We start from the raw sequence: 14,410 nt of genomic DNA, 5'->3' as shown, positions 1-14,410 counted from the left end.
GCGCGCGGGGGTTGCGCTCCCGCTCCGCGTGAGCGCCAGCGGCTCGCTGCGCTCCCCGCACAATCTCTGTGCTTCGCACAGAGATTGACGCTCCCTCCGCTGCGCTACGGGAGCGAGGCTGCTGCGCAGCCAAGACAGCGCAGCTGCGCGGCCTGCCCGGGCTTCGCCCGGGACGGTTCTCCGCTGCGCTACGAACCGCTGAACTCGCGCGCCGCGCGCCAAGGGCTGGCAGCGAGAACACCTGTCCCTGCAGGGGCGGTGGGGGTCTCTCCGGCTGGCCTCTGCGGCCTCTTGGGCGGGTTTTAGGGATTGATGCCGGGTCAGCATCGTCTACGGGAACAAGCATTTCCGATTTCCTGCAACATGCAGAGCCAATGCGGTCAGCCTCAAGAGCATGACGTTGACAGACGAGAATGTGTGATTAGTGCTGACCTCCGCCGCGTTGATAAGGAACGCGATGAAGAACAGCACTGTCGCGGCTATGCCGAAGGTCAAGCGCGTATGCCCCGCTGTCGCTCCCGCAGGCGCTGGGGGGCCGGGCCGTTCGTCAGCGGTACGTCAGGCATGCGTAAATGGCGTGGCCGGGTCGCCCGCCGTGGTGGGCGGGCTCGGCCGAGCCTGCGGAATGGGCACGCTGGAGCCATGTGGAGGATGTGAGCAGCAGGCCGGTGAAGTTGGCCAGAGGAGGACGGATACCCACATCTGCCGTCTTCCGGGGGTCTGTCAGCCGGTCCAGGCGGTCGATGCCGCCCACTACCAGGGCGCCTACCGCGTAGAAGGTGCGGACCCGGCGCGCTTGCCGGCTTCACGGGATACCCAGCCCGGGGTGGATCGCCGGCCGGCCTAGCAATGGGTCAGATCTGCTGGACCAGCATCCAGGTGGCGACCGCCAGGAAAAGCGCCCCTGTCACCCGCTGCATCGCATACCCCTTGCCGGTGGGCTCGGTCCCCTCAGGGTTTTTCACCCAGCCCCGCTGCAAACGGCTGTTCAGCCGCCACAGCAGCTGAGGGCGGATGACCTGGACCAGGCCCATGATCAGGAACAGGCAGAGGAGCGAGATCAGGACAGGGCTGGAGCCGCCGCTTTCGGAGGCGGTTCGCACTATCGCACTGTGATCCATGAAGCCCGGATGCCCTGACACCCCCTCAACAAACGGCCGAACAGAACCGAGCCCTCGCATGGTTCAATTTTGCGTCCAGATAGATTCTGGAGTGGGATCGGGGCGCGGCATTTTTAAGTGTGTAGCCGTTCATCGCTCTCGGGGATCAGCGGCACCGCGCAGTACTCAACCAACCTGCGCAGCCAGACCCAAGATCGGCCCTCCCTGACAGGCCAACAGTTGCTCTCAGGAGAGTCTGATGGTCTGTCGGTTGGGGTTGAGGGGTGTGGAGATGGTCAGTCCCACTGCTGGGCAGTGGGACTGACCTGCTGGGGCTTGCCGATGACGGCCAGGGCGTCCTGCCGGGAGGAGGGGATATTCCGGTGGGTTTCCGGCGGCCCCTCTCAGTGGCGCGCGTACCACTTCGCGTTCGTGGCGATGGTCTCCAGTTGCTGCATCGTGAGCGCGGGGGTGCTGCGGGTTGCGGCGGTGTTCTGGGCGCCGGAGTTGAAGGCGCTGATCACCACGCGGTAGCCGTCGGGGCGGATCGTGTCGACCGTCCACCAGACGACCCCTTCGCCGCCCTTCTCACCGGGCCGCTGATGGGTGACGACCTTCATGCCGTTCGGGAGGGTCTTCGTGCCGGCGCCGAAGAGTTCGTTCTCGACGTCGGACTGGTCGCCCTGGACGTTGACCTGTACCAGGCTCGCGCCCTTGCCGTCATCGAGGACGGCATACCCGAACCCGGCGTCCGCACTGCTCTTCGAGACGACCCTGACCCCCTTGGGCAGCAGCGAGACGAGCGTCGACGACACCGAGCCGCCCGGGACGCCCCGCGCCGGGGACGGATCGGCTGCGGCGGGCGGCACGAGGACGGCGTCCAGAGCGGTACGCCACTGCCGCGCGGTGGCCAGCTGCGACAGCTGCTCGGCGGTGAGGGGAGGCAGTGCCCGGGTGACGGGAGCGTCCTTCTCGGCGGCGGCGTTCCACTCCTGCACGCTCACGTGCTGCCCGGTGCGCGAGACGTATTCCGCGGTCCACAGCTTGGTGCCGGAACGGCTGTTCGGGTACTCGTACCCCTTGAGGATCATGAGTTTGGAGCCGTCGTCCAGCGTGGTCGTGCGGCAGGTGTCGAAGGCGATGAACACCTTGTCGGGACACTCAGTGGTCTGACGGGCCTCCTGGCCGCCGGGCCGGAGGCGGGAGAAGGAGACGGCGACGGCCGCTTTGCCGTTGCCGTCGTCGTACACGACCTTGGCGAAAGGCGGCAGCGGGTCGCCTGTTCCCCGTGCCTCCTCGTCGCTGAATTCGCCTTTGGGCAGCAGTTTTTCGAGGGTGTGTACGAGCGCGTCGCCGCTGACGGAGGTCGTGGCGGCCGATGTGGCGGGCGGGACGGACGGGGACGACGCGCCGGTGGACGACGAGTGGCTGCCGACCGCCTGGCCGCCGGGAAGCATCAGCGCCCCGCCCACGCCGATGAGGGCGACCGTCGTCACGCCGCCGAGCACGGCGGCCTGGCGGCGAAACGCGCGCCGTCTGCCGCGTGCCTCACCGCGCGCGGCCAGGTCCTGCCGGGGGGGCTCGAAGCCGCTTCCGGCCTGGTGCAGGGCCTCGGTGAAGCGGACCTCGAAGGCGTCGTTCGGGTCGTTGTCGTCAACGGGCATGGCAGGACCGCCGTTTCTGGATGGGGTATGGCTGAGGGTGGGGCCGCGGGCGGGTGGGTCAGGGTCTGGCGTACTCGACGAGGCTGTCGCCGAGCAGGGAACGCAACCGGGCCAGGGCGCGGACGCAGCGGGTGCGCACGGCGGCGGAGCTCGTGTTCATGGCCACTGCCGTCTGCTCGATGCTGCGGTCTTCCCAGTACCGAAGTACGACCACCGTCCGGTCCTTCGCGGGCAGCCGTCCGAGAGCCTCGACGAGGGTGAGCCGCAACGGGGCGTCGCCGGTCGGGCCCGGCCCGGCGGTGTCGGGAAGCGATGCGGTGGAGTGCTCCTTGCGGCTGCTGTGCCGCCGCTGGTGGGCCAGGTAGGTGCGGGTGAGGACGGTCTGGGCGTATGCGGCGGGGTTGTCCGCCCGGGAGACGCGCCCCCAGCGGACGTAGACCTTGCCGAGGGTCTCCTGGACGAGGTCCTCAGCGAGGTGTGTGTCCCCGCCGGTGAGCAGGCAGGCGGACCGGTACAGATGCCCAGCACGCGCGGCGGCGAACTCCTGGTATTCGTCACTGCGTCCCGGTCTCATCGATCCCCCGTGTCCTGTACCGCCGCCTGCCGCTCTCACCCCTTTCGATGCGCCGGGCCCACCGGAATGTTTCAAACTTTCTCAGGAGTCCGGGCGGGACGGCCGCCGGGCCTGTGTACGGCCGGCCGGCTGGCGGGCCGGCCGGCCGACTGTCTAGTGCGGGTGTGCCGGCCCCGTGGGGCCGTTGCCGTGCCCTGCGTGTCCAGGCTCGTTTACGGACGTCGGCTAGGTACGAGTGCTCAGGCAGGCCGCCCGGGGACGGTTCTAGCGTGCGTCCCATGCACATAGACCATGCTGCTCGCGGTTCGTCGCCACGGGTGGGCATCACCGCGGTGGCGTCCTGTCTGCCCGGCCGCGAGATGACCTCCCGGCACCTTCAGGAGCAGGTCGCCGCGGCCTCGGGGCTGAATCTGCCGCCTCGGATGCTGGAGCGGGTGACCGGCATCTCCTCGCGCCGGGTCGTGGCGGACGGTGAGTACGCCTCGACGCTCGCGGTGCGGGCGGCGCGGACCGCGCTGGGGCGGGCCGGGCTGCTCCCGTGCGACATCGACCTGTTGGTGTTCGCCTCCGCCACCCGGGACGTCGCCGAGCCGGCGACCGCACACATCGTCCAGGCCGAACTGGGCTCCCGGGCGCACGCGCTGGACGTGACGAACGCGTGCAACAGCTTCGTCAACGGGGTCGACACGGCACGGGCGATGGTGGTGGCCGGCCGGGCGCGGCGGGCTCTCGTGGTCACCGGGGAGACCCCGAGTCGGGCGGTGCGGTACGCCCCGGCAGGTCCCGGGCAGTTCCGGGACGGTTTCGCGGGCTACACCTTCGGGGACGCGGGGGCCGCGGTCGTGCTGGAGGCGGTGGAGCGGGGCGGCATCCTCGACGTGGACGCCGAGACGCACTCGGAGCACTGGCGGGTGGGCGGGATCTTCGGCGGCGGCTCGCGTCACCCTCGCGGGGACGAGCACACGTACTTCCGGGGTGACGGGTCGGAGTTGCGGGAGGTGTTCGAGAAGGTCGGCACCTCGGTCCTCGACCGGATGCGGCAGCGCACGGGGTTCGGCTGGGACGACTTCCGGCACATCCTCGTGCACCAGGTCACCGTGCCGTACCTGGAGCGGTTCGTGGAGCTGACGGGCGTGCCCCGGGACCGGCTGGTCGTCACCGTGCCCGAGCTGGGGAACATGGCCAGCGCCACGCTCGGCGTACAGCTCGATCTCGTGCACGGCGGGCTGCGGGCGGGTGACCGGGTGCTGTTCGTGGGCCTGGGGGGTGGCGTGAGCCTGATGACGATGGTGTGGGAGAAGGCGTGAGCGCGTTGTGGGTGGTGGTGCCCGCGCACCAGGAGCAGGCGCGGATCGGCGCCACGCTGGATGCGCTCGCGGCCCAGCGGGACCGGGACTTCACGCTGGTGGTGGTGGACAACGCCTCGACCGACGGCACCGCGGACCTCGTCCGGGCCTTCGCCCGCCGGGCGCCGTTCCCGGTGCATGTGCTGCGGGAAGGGGAGAAGGGCGTGGGCTGCGCGGTGGACACGGGCTTCCGGTACGCGATCGGCTGCGGTGCGACGCTGCTGGCGCGGACCGACGCGGACTGTCTGCCGCACCCCGGGTGGACGAAAGCCGCCCGCGACGCCTTTGGGGGCGGCGCCGGGCTGGTGTGCGGGCGGATCGAGGCGCGTCGCGACGAGCACGGGCCGGTCGGGCGGGCCGTGTTCCGTGCGCTGGTGCGCCTCGCGGCCTTCTTCGGCCGGGTCCGCCCGGCGCACCGGCTCCGGCACGGCTACCTGGCCCCGTACCGGATGCACGCCGGGAACAACATGGCTGTCACGGCCGCGCTGTACGAGGCAGTGGGCGGCATGCCCCGCCGCCCCTCTCCCACCGACCGGCTCTTCCTGAACCGGGTGCGCCGGCACACCTCCGCGATCGTGCACGCCCGCGCGATGGTGGTGGAGAACTCCACCCGGCGGTTGCGTGCCTACGGTCTGCTGGGCACCGCCCGCTGGTACCTCGACCGGGGTCCGGGCCGGCACGCGGAGGATCCACGCTGATGTCCCACGCCGTGCTCGATGCGCTCGCCCGAGACCTGCGGCGGCGCGACACCCATCAACCCGCCGTCCTGGGAGCCGACCGTGCCGGGGCCGCCCGTGTCCTGGCCACCCGGGGTGATCTCGCCGACCTCGCCGACCGCTACGCCGCCGCCCTGCACGCCCGTGGCATCGGGCCCGGCGGTACCGTCGGCGTCGCGGTACGGCCCGGTCCCCGGGCCCTGGCCGTGATGCTGGCCGTGCACCGGCTCGGGGCGCGGGCCGCCGTGCTCGATCCGGGGGCCGGACCGGACGTGCTGCGCGCCCGGCTGGCCGTGGCCCGGCCCGAGGTCGTGCTCGCCGACGCCACCGCCCAGGCCGTGGCCGGATGGGCACGGCCGCTGGCACGCCGGGCCCGGCTCGCGCTGCCGGACCTCGCAGAGCTGGGACCCGTGGCAACGATCGGCCCCCGCCTACCCGGCTGCGCACCCGCGCTGGACGCCGGAGTGCGATCGGTGATACCGCCCCGCCCCATGGACGGGGACGGCGACGCGGTCATCGTGTTCACCTCGGGCACCACCTCGCGGCCGCGTGCGGTGGTGCACACCCGCGCCTCGCTGGCCGCCGGCATGGCTGCGGTGGCCGGCCTGGTCGCGCCGGAGGCGGGGCGGCCGGTGCTGGGCGGGACGTTCTTCGTCCTCGCCCCGTCCCTGGCGAGCGGCGCTCCGGTGGCCCTGCCCGCCCGCTCCCCGCGTGTCCTGGCCCGGCAGTTGGTGCGGCTCGCGCCGCAGGCGACGTATCTGACGCCGCCGCAGCTGCGGGCGGTGCTGGCGCAGGGGGGCCGTTTCTCGGGGCGGGTGTGGACGGGTTCGGCGCCGGCGAGCGCCGGGCTGCTCGGCCGCGTCAAGGAAAGGGGAGCCGTGCAGGCGTGGGGAGTGTACGCGCTGACCGAGTTGTTCCCGGCCGCGGCTGTGGAGCACGCCGACAAGGCCGCGTTCACGGGGGAGGGTGATCTGGTGGGGGCTCCGCTGCCGGGGGTCGTGGCCCGGACGGACTCGTCCGGCGAGCTGCTGCTGTCCGGGCCGGCGGCCCGCGACCGCTACCTGGGCGAGGAGCCCGATCCGTGGGTCGCGACCGGCGACCGGGCCCGGTTGTGTGACGGCCGGATCGTGCTGGCGGGCCGTGCCAAGGACATGGTGCTGCGGCAGGCGGAGAACATCTACCCGGGGCTGTACGAACCTGCGCTGCACGTGCCCGGTGTCGAGGTGGCCCTGCTGGTGGGTGTGCCGGCCGGGGACGGCGACGAGCGTGTGGTGGCCGTGGTGGAGCCGGTCCGGGGTACGGACCGGGCGGCGCTGCGGGCCGCGTTGGCCCGTCCGCTGGAGCGGATGGGAGCCGCCCGGCCGGACGCGGTGCTCCTGGCCGAGATCCCGTTGTCCGGGCGTTCCCGCAAGCCTGACCGGGCGGCTACGGCCCGCCTGGCGGCCCGGATCCTGGCCGGCCACGCGGAGGGGGGCCGCGCCGAGAGAGGCCGCGTCAAGGGGGGCCGCGTCAAAGGGGACCGGGCCAAGGGTAGCCGGGCGTGACGGGGATGTGGTGGAGGGTGGTGCCCGGAGCGGATGGGGGGCGGGCGGACCGTGCGCCCGCGGACGGTGGGCGGGCGGCCAGTGAGTGGGCGGCCGATGCAGGCGCGGCTGGTACGCCCGCGAACGGTGGCTCGGCGGCCAGTGGACGGGCGAACGGTGGCCGGGCGGACCGGGCGCCCACGACCGGTGAGCGGGTGGCCAGTGGACGGGCGGAGCGTGCGCCCGCGGACGGTGGGCGGGTGGCTCGGCGTCGGGATCGGCGTGTGTACACCCGGGCCCATCCCGTGCTGTTCGCGCTGCTCGCCGTCACCCGCCGCTCCGCCGTGGCCCGGCTCGGGCGTGGCACGGTGCTGGTGCACGGCGGTGACGCGTACCGGCACGCCCTCACCCGGGTGCCGCTGGACCGGGCCGCGGCCGGGACGACCGGGGGCGCCGCCCGTGAACTGTCCGCCGGAGGTGCGCTGTTCGACCAGGACGGCGCAGGCCACCGCACCGCCCGGCGCGTGGTCGCCGACGGCCTCGGGGCGGCCGGAGTGGAGCGGCTGCGCCCGGTGTGGCAGGAGGTCCTCGACCGGCGCCTGGCCCCGCTCGGCGCGGGGCACGACGTGGACCTCGTACTGGTGGCCCGCGAGATGGCCGGGGCCACGGTGCGCGCGCTGCTGGGCGTGACCGCGGATCCGGAGCGGATCGCCGGGGCCGCCGCCCGCGCCGCGGCGGCCGCTGTGCGCGACCATGTGCCCGGGCCCCGGCCGCCCGGCACCGCCCGTGCCGCTGCCGCGGCGACGGCTCGGCTGGAAGCTCTGCTCGCTCCGGCCGCGCCGGGCGGGGAATCTGCTCTGCGGGCGATGCTGGCGGTCGCCGCCGTCAACACCACCGTGGCGGCCCTCCCGCGCGCCGCCGCCTGGTGCGCGGACGCCGCGCTGTGGGAGCAGGCCGCCGACGACCGGCTGCGGCCGGCCCTGGTCGCTGAGCTGCTGCGGGTGACCGCGCCCTCACCGCTGCTGCCGCGCGTCGCTGCGGCCGACGCGGACCTCGACGGCTGTCCGGTACGGGCCGGTGACCGGCTGATCCTGGTGGCGCGGCACGCCGCGCGGGCCCACGTCGATCCCCCGGACGCCCATCGGCCCGCTCCGTCCGCCGTGAGCCGGCTCGTCTTCGGCGCCGGGCCCCACACCTGTCCCGGCGCCCGCCTCGCCCACGCTCAACTGGACGACGTCCTCGCCGCGTTGGCCCCGTACCGTCCTACCGTCGTCCGCGCCCGGGTGGACCGGCGCGCCGCACTGCCCAGCTGGCGGACGCTCACCGTGCGTGCCGCGTGGGCGCCCCAGGAGGAACGATGACCACCATCGCCGTCACCGGCGCCAGCGGCTTCTGTGGATCGCACGTCGCCGGCACCGCCGCGGCCCGTGGGTATGAGGTGCTGTGCGTCGGGCGGCGGCCCGGGCCGGTCGGCCGGCACGTGCCGTGGGACGCCACCCGTGAGGCACCGGACCTGTCCGGCGCCGACCTCGTCGTGCACTGCGCCGCGGCGGTCGGTGATCCGCCGCCCGGCTCGCGCGCCGAGGCCGCGATGCGTGCCGTCAACATCGACGGCACGGCACGGCTGATGGAGGCGGCCGGGGACCGGCCTGTGGTGTGGGTGAGCAGTGCCAGCGTCTACGAACCGGGGCCGGGCCGCTCGTACATCACGGAGGAACATCCGGTGCGCGGCCAGTTGAACGCGTACGGCCGCACCAAGGCCGCCGGGGAGGCCGTTGCGCTGTCCGGGGGCGCCGTCGTCCTGCGGCCGCGGGCGGTCTACGGCGCCGGGGACCCGCACCTGGTGCCCCGGCTGCTCTCCCGTGTCCGGCGCGGGCTGCTCCTGCTGCCGGGGCCCAGTGTCCGCCTCAGTCTGACGGCCGTGGAGAACCTCACCGACGCCTGCCTCGCCGCCGGCGGGTGGCCTCCCGGGGCGTACAACATCGCGGATCCGGCGCCGTACGACCGGGACCGGGCCGTTCGGGCGGTGCTGGAGGCCCACGGCGTGCGAGCGCGGATACGTCACGTTCCGCCGGCCGTCGCCCGTGCGGTGGCCGGAGCGGCCCAGCTGGCCGGACGCCTGCGGCCCGGCACGGAGCCGTTTCTCACGCCGTACGCGGTCGACCAACTGGCCGGCTCGGTCGTACTGGACGTGTCCAAGGCCGAGGCGCAGGGCTGGAGGGCGCGTCGTGCGCTGGCCGACTACACCACGGCGTCGTCCGCAGGTGCTGTCCTGGCTCAGGACTCGCCGTAGGAGAGCGGGGGCGGTTGCTCATCGCCGCGTGGGCCTGGGTGACCCGGCCGACTCGTCGGATTCGCGGCCCGGGACGGCGGGCCGTGAGGGTGGTGCGGAGGTGCGGATCCGCGGAGGTGCCTGTCTGCGGATCTGTGGAGGGCGGCCTCGCGGTGGGGCGGGGCGGGGCGGTCCCGGGTGTCACGAGCGATGGGTGATGCCGGGAGGGTCAGGTGAGGTGAGGTCAGGTCTGGTCTGGTCTGGTCTGGTCTGGTCTGGTCTGGTTCGTGAGTTACTGGCGTACGACGATCGCGTTGAGGCGGACCGCGAACGGTGTGGTGTCGGTGAGGCTCAGGGTCCCCGCACGGGTCTTGTCGAGGCCGATGGTCACGTCGGTGCAGAAGGCGACGGCGTACAGGTGCGCGCCGGCCTCCTCGTCCTGGAGGGCGAAGAACAGGTCGCGGTAGTAGCTCGTGTGGTCCGGACCCTCCGCGTAGTAGACCAGTCCCGGCTGGCCCTCCTGCGCGGCGAGACCGGTGAAGGCATCCACGAGTTCGCGCTCGATGGTGTCCCAGAACGAGGCCTGAGCCGCCTCGGGCGGGAGCGCCTGGCGGACCGCCTCTTTGAGGGAGAGCACCATCACCAGGAGCGGCGCCTCCTCCTGGAGCCCCCATCCGCGGACCATCTTGACGATGTCGCTGTCGGGAAGCAGGGCGGCGGCGTCCCTGATGTGTCCGAAGTCGTAGTTGACGGTGGCGGGCGCGATCGCCTCCTGGAAGGCGCGTACGAGGGCCTCCGCCTGGGCGAGGTGAGCCTCTTCCACCTCGGTGATGGTCCTGAAACTGGCTGCCAACTCCCCCTCCTTAAACATTTTGTTGCAGGGTGGGGCGTCAGTATGCCGTAGCGGCGCGCCGTCGCGGCCCGCGGGGCGCTATCCGGCGGCCACCACCTGGCCGGCTGTGATTTGGGGTGGGTTGGGGAACAGCGACGCGAGGTGCTCCCGTACGAAGTCCGCCGCCCTCTTGACGGACTCCTCGGCCCCGTCCCGGCCCTCGAAGACGCTGGTGGAGACCATCACCCCGTCCCCGGCGTCCACCCAGTAGTAGGCCACGAATCCGGGGACCTGCCGCAGGAGAGGCACGAATTCCTCGTCCACTCGGCGCCCTGCCTCGGCAGGATCGGTCACCCCTTCGTACCGCCGGACCACTGCGTACATCGCCCATCTCCTCACTGATTCCGAGGTCGCCTCGCGCGAATCGACATACCCCCCAGCGGGTGCGTCTCGCTCGCGGGTCGTGCGGAAGGCACTCGGACAGGCGCATCGGTGCGGACAGCGGTGCGCCGGCGTGCCCGACAGATCTTCTTGATCACGAACCCTTCGAGATCGGCCTGCAGGAGGAGGTGGTGCGGGCCGTGGGGGCGCGGCGGCCTGTCGCGTCGGCCGCTCGCGTCGGCCTGTCGCATCGGTCGGTTCGTGTCCGCCGGGTTGTGTCCGTCGGGTCGTGCCCGTCGGGCCCGGGCTCGTCGGGGCGGGGTTCGTTACGCCGGCACCATTTCGGCGGTGGGGGTCGGGGCGTGGAGCATGGGGTGCTCGTCCATGACGCCCTGCAGGACGGCGAAGGCCTCGGTGAGGTGGAGGGCGTACGGGAGGAGGGCCTCGATCAGGGTCTCTTCCGTGTCGGGCAGCTGGTGGACGTGGTCGGGGGTGATGTGGCCGGCGGCCAGCAGGTCGCCGCTGTGCGCCTTCAGCTGGCGCAGGGCGAACAGGCGGTGCAGTTGCCCGAGGACCGCGCGGGTACGGGGGTCGGAGGCCTTGCCGGCGGCTTCCAGGAGCGCCTTCGCGGCGAGGCGGTGGACGTGTGCCTCGACGAGTTGGAGGGCCGGCGTCACGGTTCCGTTCCACCGTGCGAGGGGGTCGCCGCGGCGGCCGTTCCGCAGGCGGCTGCGGGCCCTGCCGTGCCAGATGCGCTCGATGTCCGCGAGCAGTTCCTGAAGGCAGTCCGAGTCGTCCAGTGAACGGCCGGACGCGGGCGTCTCGGAGGGGGGCGTCGGGGTGAATCCGCCCATGAGCATCTCCCCGGCCGCCTTCACCCAGATGACGCGGTTGTCGCCCTCGGCGGTCACGGTTCCCTCGTTCGCCGCCAGCTGGTAGGCGATGCCGTTCGAAAGCAGCAGGCCCTGTGCCCCGCAGCGCTCACGGCATTCGGTCATGACCGACCTGGCCTGCCAGGTGATCCAGGCCTTGGTCACGGCCGCGAGGCGTTCGGTCTCCTCGCGGCCGGTCTCGCCGCCTGCCGTCCAGCGCCGTACCACCTCGCGGTGCAGCAGGGTCGCGGCGTAGGTGGTGGCGACCGCGGAGAGGAGGGGGGCGTGGTGGCTGCGGTGCTCGATGAGGGAGACCTTGCGGCCGGTCGTCATTCCGGAGGTGAGCCGCCGGTGGGAGTGCCGCATGGCGACGGCCAGGGCGTGGCGGGTCACGCCGAGGCTGTAGGCGCTCATGCAGAGTTTGCCGGTGTGGACGCGTCGGACCGACCTGAGGAATCGCTTGCGCGGATTGCCCAGCGTGCTGGTGAAGGTGCCGTCGCGGGAGAGGCGTCCGTGGTCCCCCTGCAGCATGGCTTCGAAGGGCAGTCGTACGCCGTGGAAGGACGTGGCGCAGTGGTCGACAGGCGCGCTGGCGGTCTGCGGGAGGGGCCGTACCTCCACGCCCGGGTGGTGCAGGCCCGCACTGTCGGTGATCGGGGTGAGGAAGAGGAAGACGCCGTGGTCGCAATCGCCCACCAGTAGGCGGGCGGCCACGACGGCGGTCTTCGCGCCGCCGGTGCCGGAGGTGTTCGGCATCCATTTGCAGGCGCCGGGAGTGGGGGTGTCGAGGACGAAGCCGCTCGTCTCCGGGTCGAAGGTGGCGGTCGTCTCCAAGGAGGCGGCGTCGTTGCCGTGGTCCAGCTCCGTGCACAGGAAAGTACCGACGCTCTCCATGCGGGCGTAGGGGTAGAGGTCCCGGGAGCGGGGGTCGTGGTCCAGGAGGCTGCCGATGTGCAGGTTCCAGTGGATGCTCGCGATCGTCGCCATACCGGGGTCCACGACTCCGGCCCATTCGTGCATCGCCGTGAGGGATTCGATGTCCGACGCCAGCCCGACCGGGTCCGGCACCGCCTCGTTGACGAAATGGAGGCGCTCGTACGAAAGCGCCGTCCGCTCCTGTGGGCCGAGGCCCTCCTGGAAGGCGAACCGGGGGCCGTCGAACAGGCGCCTCCAGGGCTCGTGGATCTGCTCTGCGCGCGAACCGAACAAGATATGGGTTAAATCCGCGGATATCCCTTGCATGTACGGAACTTGAGAGGCAGTCACGAACGGAGAAGATAGTGGAATCGATCACTTCCATACAGCGTGATGATCAACACGATTGGCGGCGGGCCATGGGTGGAAGCGGTTGTGCGTTGAACGACGCCTAGGGACCCCCGACGGGGCGACCGGGGCCGGCCGACTACGCGCGCACCATGCCCTCCCCCCGCCTGCGCCGCCGCCCAGCACCGACCAACACCGTCCGCGCTGCCCGCGCTGTCCGCACCGTCCAGGGACGAAGGAAGAGGCTCAGTGAGTACGTACGAGGCCGCGTTTCACAAGATCAAGATCCGCGTCGCGGCTGTGGTGTTCGACGGCGACGACATTGCGTTGATCCGGCGGGTCGACGATCACGGCGTGGCCCTGTACACCGTGCCGGGCGGCAACGTCGAAGCGGCCGAGCCGCTGCCGCATGCGCTGCGGCGGGAGCTGCTGGAGGAACTGGGGCTCGACCTGGAACGTGTCGAACGGCCGCCGAGCTTCACGTGGCTCCTGGACGCCATGCTGACCCGCCCGGGCAGTACGCCTCCGCGGAAGCTGCACTGCGTCTACCGGGTGCACATCGGTGCCGGGGTGCGACGAGGGCTGCGGCGCTTCGAGGAGGACGACGCCGTCGGGAACGGCGAGGTGGTGTGGCTTCCCTACCGTGCGACCGCAGGGCTGAACCTGTTTCCCCCCGTACCGGTGGCGGAGTTGAGCAGTCCTACGGCCCCTGTCGACGCGGCCGCGGGGATGCTCGCGGGGGTGGACGACGGTAATCATCGGTGGATCTGACTCTGTGGCCGTTGCGACGGCACCGGGAAAGACCCGAGCCGGTCGGTCCCGTTGCGGATTCGGCCTGGTCGGCCTAGTTGCCTGCTGCGGAGTTCCTTTGTGATCGCGGTTCGGGCGGTGACCCGACGGGCGAGCACGCGGGAGGGCTGGGACCCGGCGAGTGGGTGAGGGGGTGGGCGGGGACCTGGCGGGTGGGTGAGTGGGTGGGCGGGGACCTGGCGGGTGGGTGGGTGGGCGGGGGATGGGGGCCGGGGGTGGGGGTTCGGTTTTCCGTACCTGGGGGCGGGGGGTGAGCATGATCGATTGGACGGCCCGGGGTGCCCAGGATGAGGGCATGGCTGAAATGGCGACAGGAACAGGAACTGGTGTGGGAGCCGCCGCGCGGGCGGAGGGACTGCACCGTGAGTACGGGCGGGGTGCTGCCGCCGTGCGGGCGTTGCGCGGGGTGTCGGTGGCCCTCGCGCCCGGGACGTTCACGGCGGTGATGGGCCCGTCGGGGTCCGGCAAGACGACCCTGCTGCACTGCCTCGCGGGTATGGACCGGCCCACCCGGGGCTCCGTGTGGTGGGGCGGTACGGAGGTGTCCCGGCTGTCCGAGCGGCGGCTGGCGGAACTGCGGCGCAGCCGGGTCGGGTTCGTGTTCCAGGCGTTCAATCTGATGCCGGCGATGACGGTCGCGCAGAACGTCGAACTGCCCGGGCGGCTGGCCGGGCGGCGGCCCGACCGGCACCGGGTGCTGGAGGCGCTCGACCGGGTGGGCCTGGCCGGGCGTGAGCGGCACCGGCCCGGACAGCTCTCCGGTGGGCAGCAGCAGCGGGTGGCGATCGCCCGGGCGCTGGTCTCCCGGCCCGAGGTGCTGTTCGCCGACGAGCCGACCGGCGCGCTCGACCGCGCCACCGGCCACGAGATACTCGCCCTGCTGCGCTCCGGGGTGGACCGGGGCGGGCAGACCTGCGTGATGGTGACCCACGACCCGGTTGCCGCCGGGTACGCGGACCGGGTGCTGCTGCTCGCCGACGGCCTGGTGGTGGACGAGCTGCACCGGCCGACCGCGGCCGAGGTCGGCGAGCGGCTGAGCCGGCTGGGCGGGTGAGCA

At 72.4% G+C, this 14,410-nt stretch carries 13 protein-coding genes; 7 read left to right on the top strand and 6 right to left on the bottom strand.

Going from position 1 to position 14,410, the window contains the following annotated elements; genetic code table 11:
* Nucleotides 1-854 precede the first annotated feature (854 nt).
* The 3 genes from JK359_RS36690 to JK359_RS36680 form a co-directional block, all read right to left on the bottom strand.
* Nucleotides 855-1,103, bottom strand: a complete 249-nt coding sequence (locus JK359_RS36690) for a DUF6199 family natural product biosynthesis protein (protein ID WP_307788440.1) — start codon at nt 1,101-1,103, stop codon at nt 855-857.
* A gap of 401 nt (nt 1,104-1,504) precedes the next feature.
* Entirely contained in the window at nt 1,505-2,764 is a 1,260-nt protein-coding gene (locus tag JK359_RS36685) for a hypothetical protein (RefSeq protein WP_201843963.1), read from the bottom strand.
* Between the two features lie 58 nt (nt 2,765-2,822).
* Nucleotides 2,823-3,338 carry a SigE family RNA polymerase sigma factor gene (locus JK359_RS36680; RefSeq protein ID WP_201843962.1) on the bottom strand — a complete coding sequence of 172 codons (516 nt, stop codon included), beginning with the start codon at nt 3,336-3,338 and terminating at the stop codon, nt 2,823-2,825.
* A 278-nt stretch (nt 3,339-3,616) separates the two neighbouring features.
* Here JK359_RS36680 and JK359_RS40045 point away from each other — a divergent pair, with 278 nt between their 5' ends.
* From JK359_RS40045 to JK359_RS36655, 5 genes are all read left to right on the top strand, one after another.
* On the top strand, nt 3,617-4,645 hold the full coding sequence (locus JK359_RS40045) for a 3-oxoacyl-ACP synthase III family protein (RefSeq protein ID WP_201843961.1): 1,029 nt from the start codon (nt 3,617-3,619) through the stop codon (nt 4,643-4,645).
* Nucleotides 4,642-5,382 carry a glycosyltransferase family A protein gene (locus JK359_RS36670; protein WP_307788439.1) on the top strand — a complete coding sequence of 247 codons (741 nt, stop codon included), beginning with the start codon at nt 4,642-4,644 and terminating at the stop codon, nt 5,380-5,382. Before JK359_RS40045 ends, JK359_RS36670 begins: the two co-directional genes overlap by 4 nt.
* Nucleotides 5,382-6,944: a class I adenylate-forming enzyme family protein gene (locus tag JK359_RS36665; RefSeq protein WP_236679021.1), complete on the top strand. Its 1,563-nt coding sequence runs from the start codon at nt 5,382-5,384 to the stop codon at nt 6,942-6,944. The genes JK359_RS36670 and JK359_RS36665 overlap by 1 nt, the downstream gene beginning before the upstream one ends.
* A gap of 263 nt (nt 6,945-7,207) precedes the next feature.
* Nucleotides 7,208-8,284, top strand: a complete 1,077-nt coding sequence (locus JK359_RS36660; RefSeq protein WP_307788438.1) for a cytochrome P450 — start codon at nt 7,208-7,210, stop codon at nt 8,282-8,284.
* Nucleotides 8,281-9,216 carry an NAD-dependent epimerase/dehydratase family protein gene (locus JK359_RS36655; protein WP_201843960.1) on the top strand — a complete coding sequence of 312 codons (936 nt, stop codon included), beginning with the start codon at nt 8,281-8,283 and terminating at the stop codon, nt 9,214-9,216. Before JK359_RS36660 ends, JK359_RS36655 begins: the two co-directional genes overlap by 4 nt.
* A 271-nt stretch (nt 9,217-9,487) precedes the next feature.
* Here the strand turns inward: JK359_RS36655 and JK359_RS36650 are convergent, their stop codons facing one another.
* From JK359_RS36650 to JK359_RS36640, 3 genes are all read right to left on the bottom strand, one after another.
* Nucleotides 9,488-10,048, bottom strand: coding sequence for a Type-2Aa cytolytic delta-endotoxin (locus tag JK359_RS36650; protein ID WP_201843959.1), 561 nt, complete (start codon nt 10,046-10,048; stop codon nt 9,488-9,490).
* Nucleotides 10,049-10,126: 78 nt separating this feature from the next.
* A complete protein-coding gene (locus tag JK359_RS36645) occupies nt 10,127-10,411 on the bottom strand; it encodes a hypothetical protein (protein WP_201843958.1) in 285 nt (94 codons plus the stop codon).
* 323 nt (nt 10,412-10,734) lie between these two features.
* On the bottom strand, nt 10,735-12,522 hold the full coding sequence (locus JK359_RS36640; protein ID WP_201843957.1) for an acyl-CoA dehydrogenase family protein: 1,788 nt from the start codon (nt 12,520-12,522) through the stop codon (nt 10,735-10,737).
* A 270-nt stretch (nt 12,523-12,792) separates the two neighbouring features.
* Here JK359_RS36640 and JK359_RS36635 point away from each other — a divergent pair, with 270 nt between their 5' ends.
* Nucleotides 12,793-13,314, top strand: a complete 522-nt coding sequence (locus JK359_RS36635; RefSeq protein WP_201843956.1) for an NUDIX domain-containing protein — start codon at nt 12,793-12,795, stop codon at nt 13,312-13,314.
* A gap of 334 nt (nt 13,315-13,648) precedes the next feature.
* Nucleotides 13,649-14,407 carry an ABC transporter ATP-binding protein gene (locus JK359_RS36630; protein WP_201843955.1) on the top strand — a complete coding sequence of 253 codons (759 nt, stop codon included), beginning with the start codon at nt 13,649-13,651 and terminating at the stop codon, nt 14,405-14,407.
* Nucleotides 14,408-14,410: the final 3 nt, after the last annotated feature.

Origin of the sequence: Streptomyces actinomycinicus, assembly GCF_016741775.1 — a bacterium.
Classification (GTDB): domain Bacteria; phylum Actinomycetota; class Actinomycetes; order Streptomycetales; family Streptomycetaceae; genus Streptomyces; species Streptomyces actinomycinicus.
Note: the sequence above shows the minus strand (reverse complement) of the source record. Positions and strands in the feature narration are given on the sequence as shown.

Excerpts from the sequence above, each read along its gene's own strand:
- JK359_RS36685 (WP_201843963.1), bottom strand. The coding sequence starts at position 2,764 with ATGCCCGTTGACGACAACGACCCGAACGACGCCTTCGAGGTCCGCTTC.
- JK359_RS36680 (WP_201843962.1), bottom strand. The coding sequence starts at position 3,338 with ATGAGACCGGGACGCAGTGACGAATACCAGGAGTTCGCCGCCGCGCGT.
- JK359_RS40045 (WP_201843961.1), top strand. The coding sequence starts at position 3,617 with ATGCACATAGACCATGCTGCTCGCGGTTCGTCGCCACGGGTGGGCATC.
- JK359_RS36665 (WP_236679021.1), top strand. The coding sequence starts at position 5,382 with ATGTCCCACGCCGTGCTCGATGCGCTCGCCCGAGACCTGCGGCGGCGC.
- JK359_RS36655 (WP_201843960.1), top strand. The coding sequence starts at position 8,281 with ATGACCACCATCGCCGTCACCGGCGCCAGCGGCTTCTGTGGATCGCAC.
- JK359_RS36645 (WP_201843958.1), bottom strand. The coding sequence starts at position 10,411 with ATGTACGCAGTGGTCCGGCGGTACGAAGGGGTGACCGATCCTGCCGAG.
- JK359_RS36640 (WP_201843957.1), bottom strand. The coding sequence starts at position 12,522 with ATGCAAGGGATATCCGCGGATTTAACCCATATCTTGTTCGGTTCGCGC.
- JK359_RS36630 (WP_201843955.1), top strand. The coding sequence starts at position 13,649 with ATGGCTGAAATGGCGACAGGAACAGGAACTGGTGTGGGAGCCGCCGCG.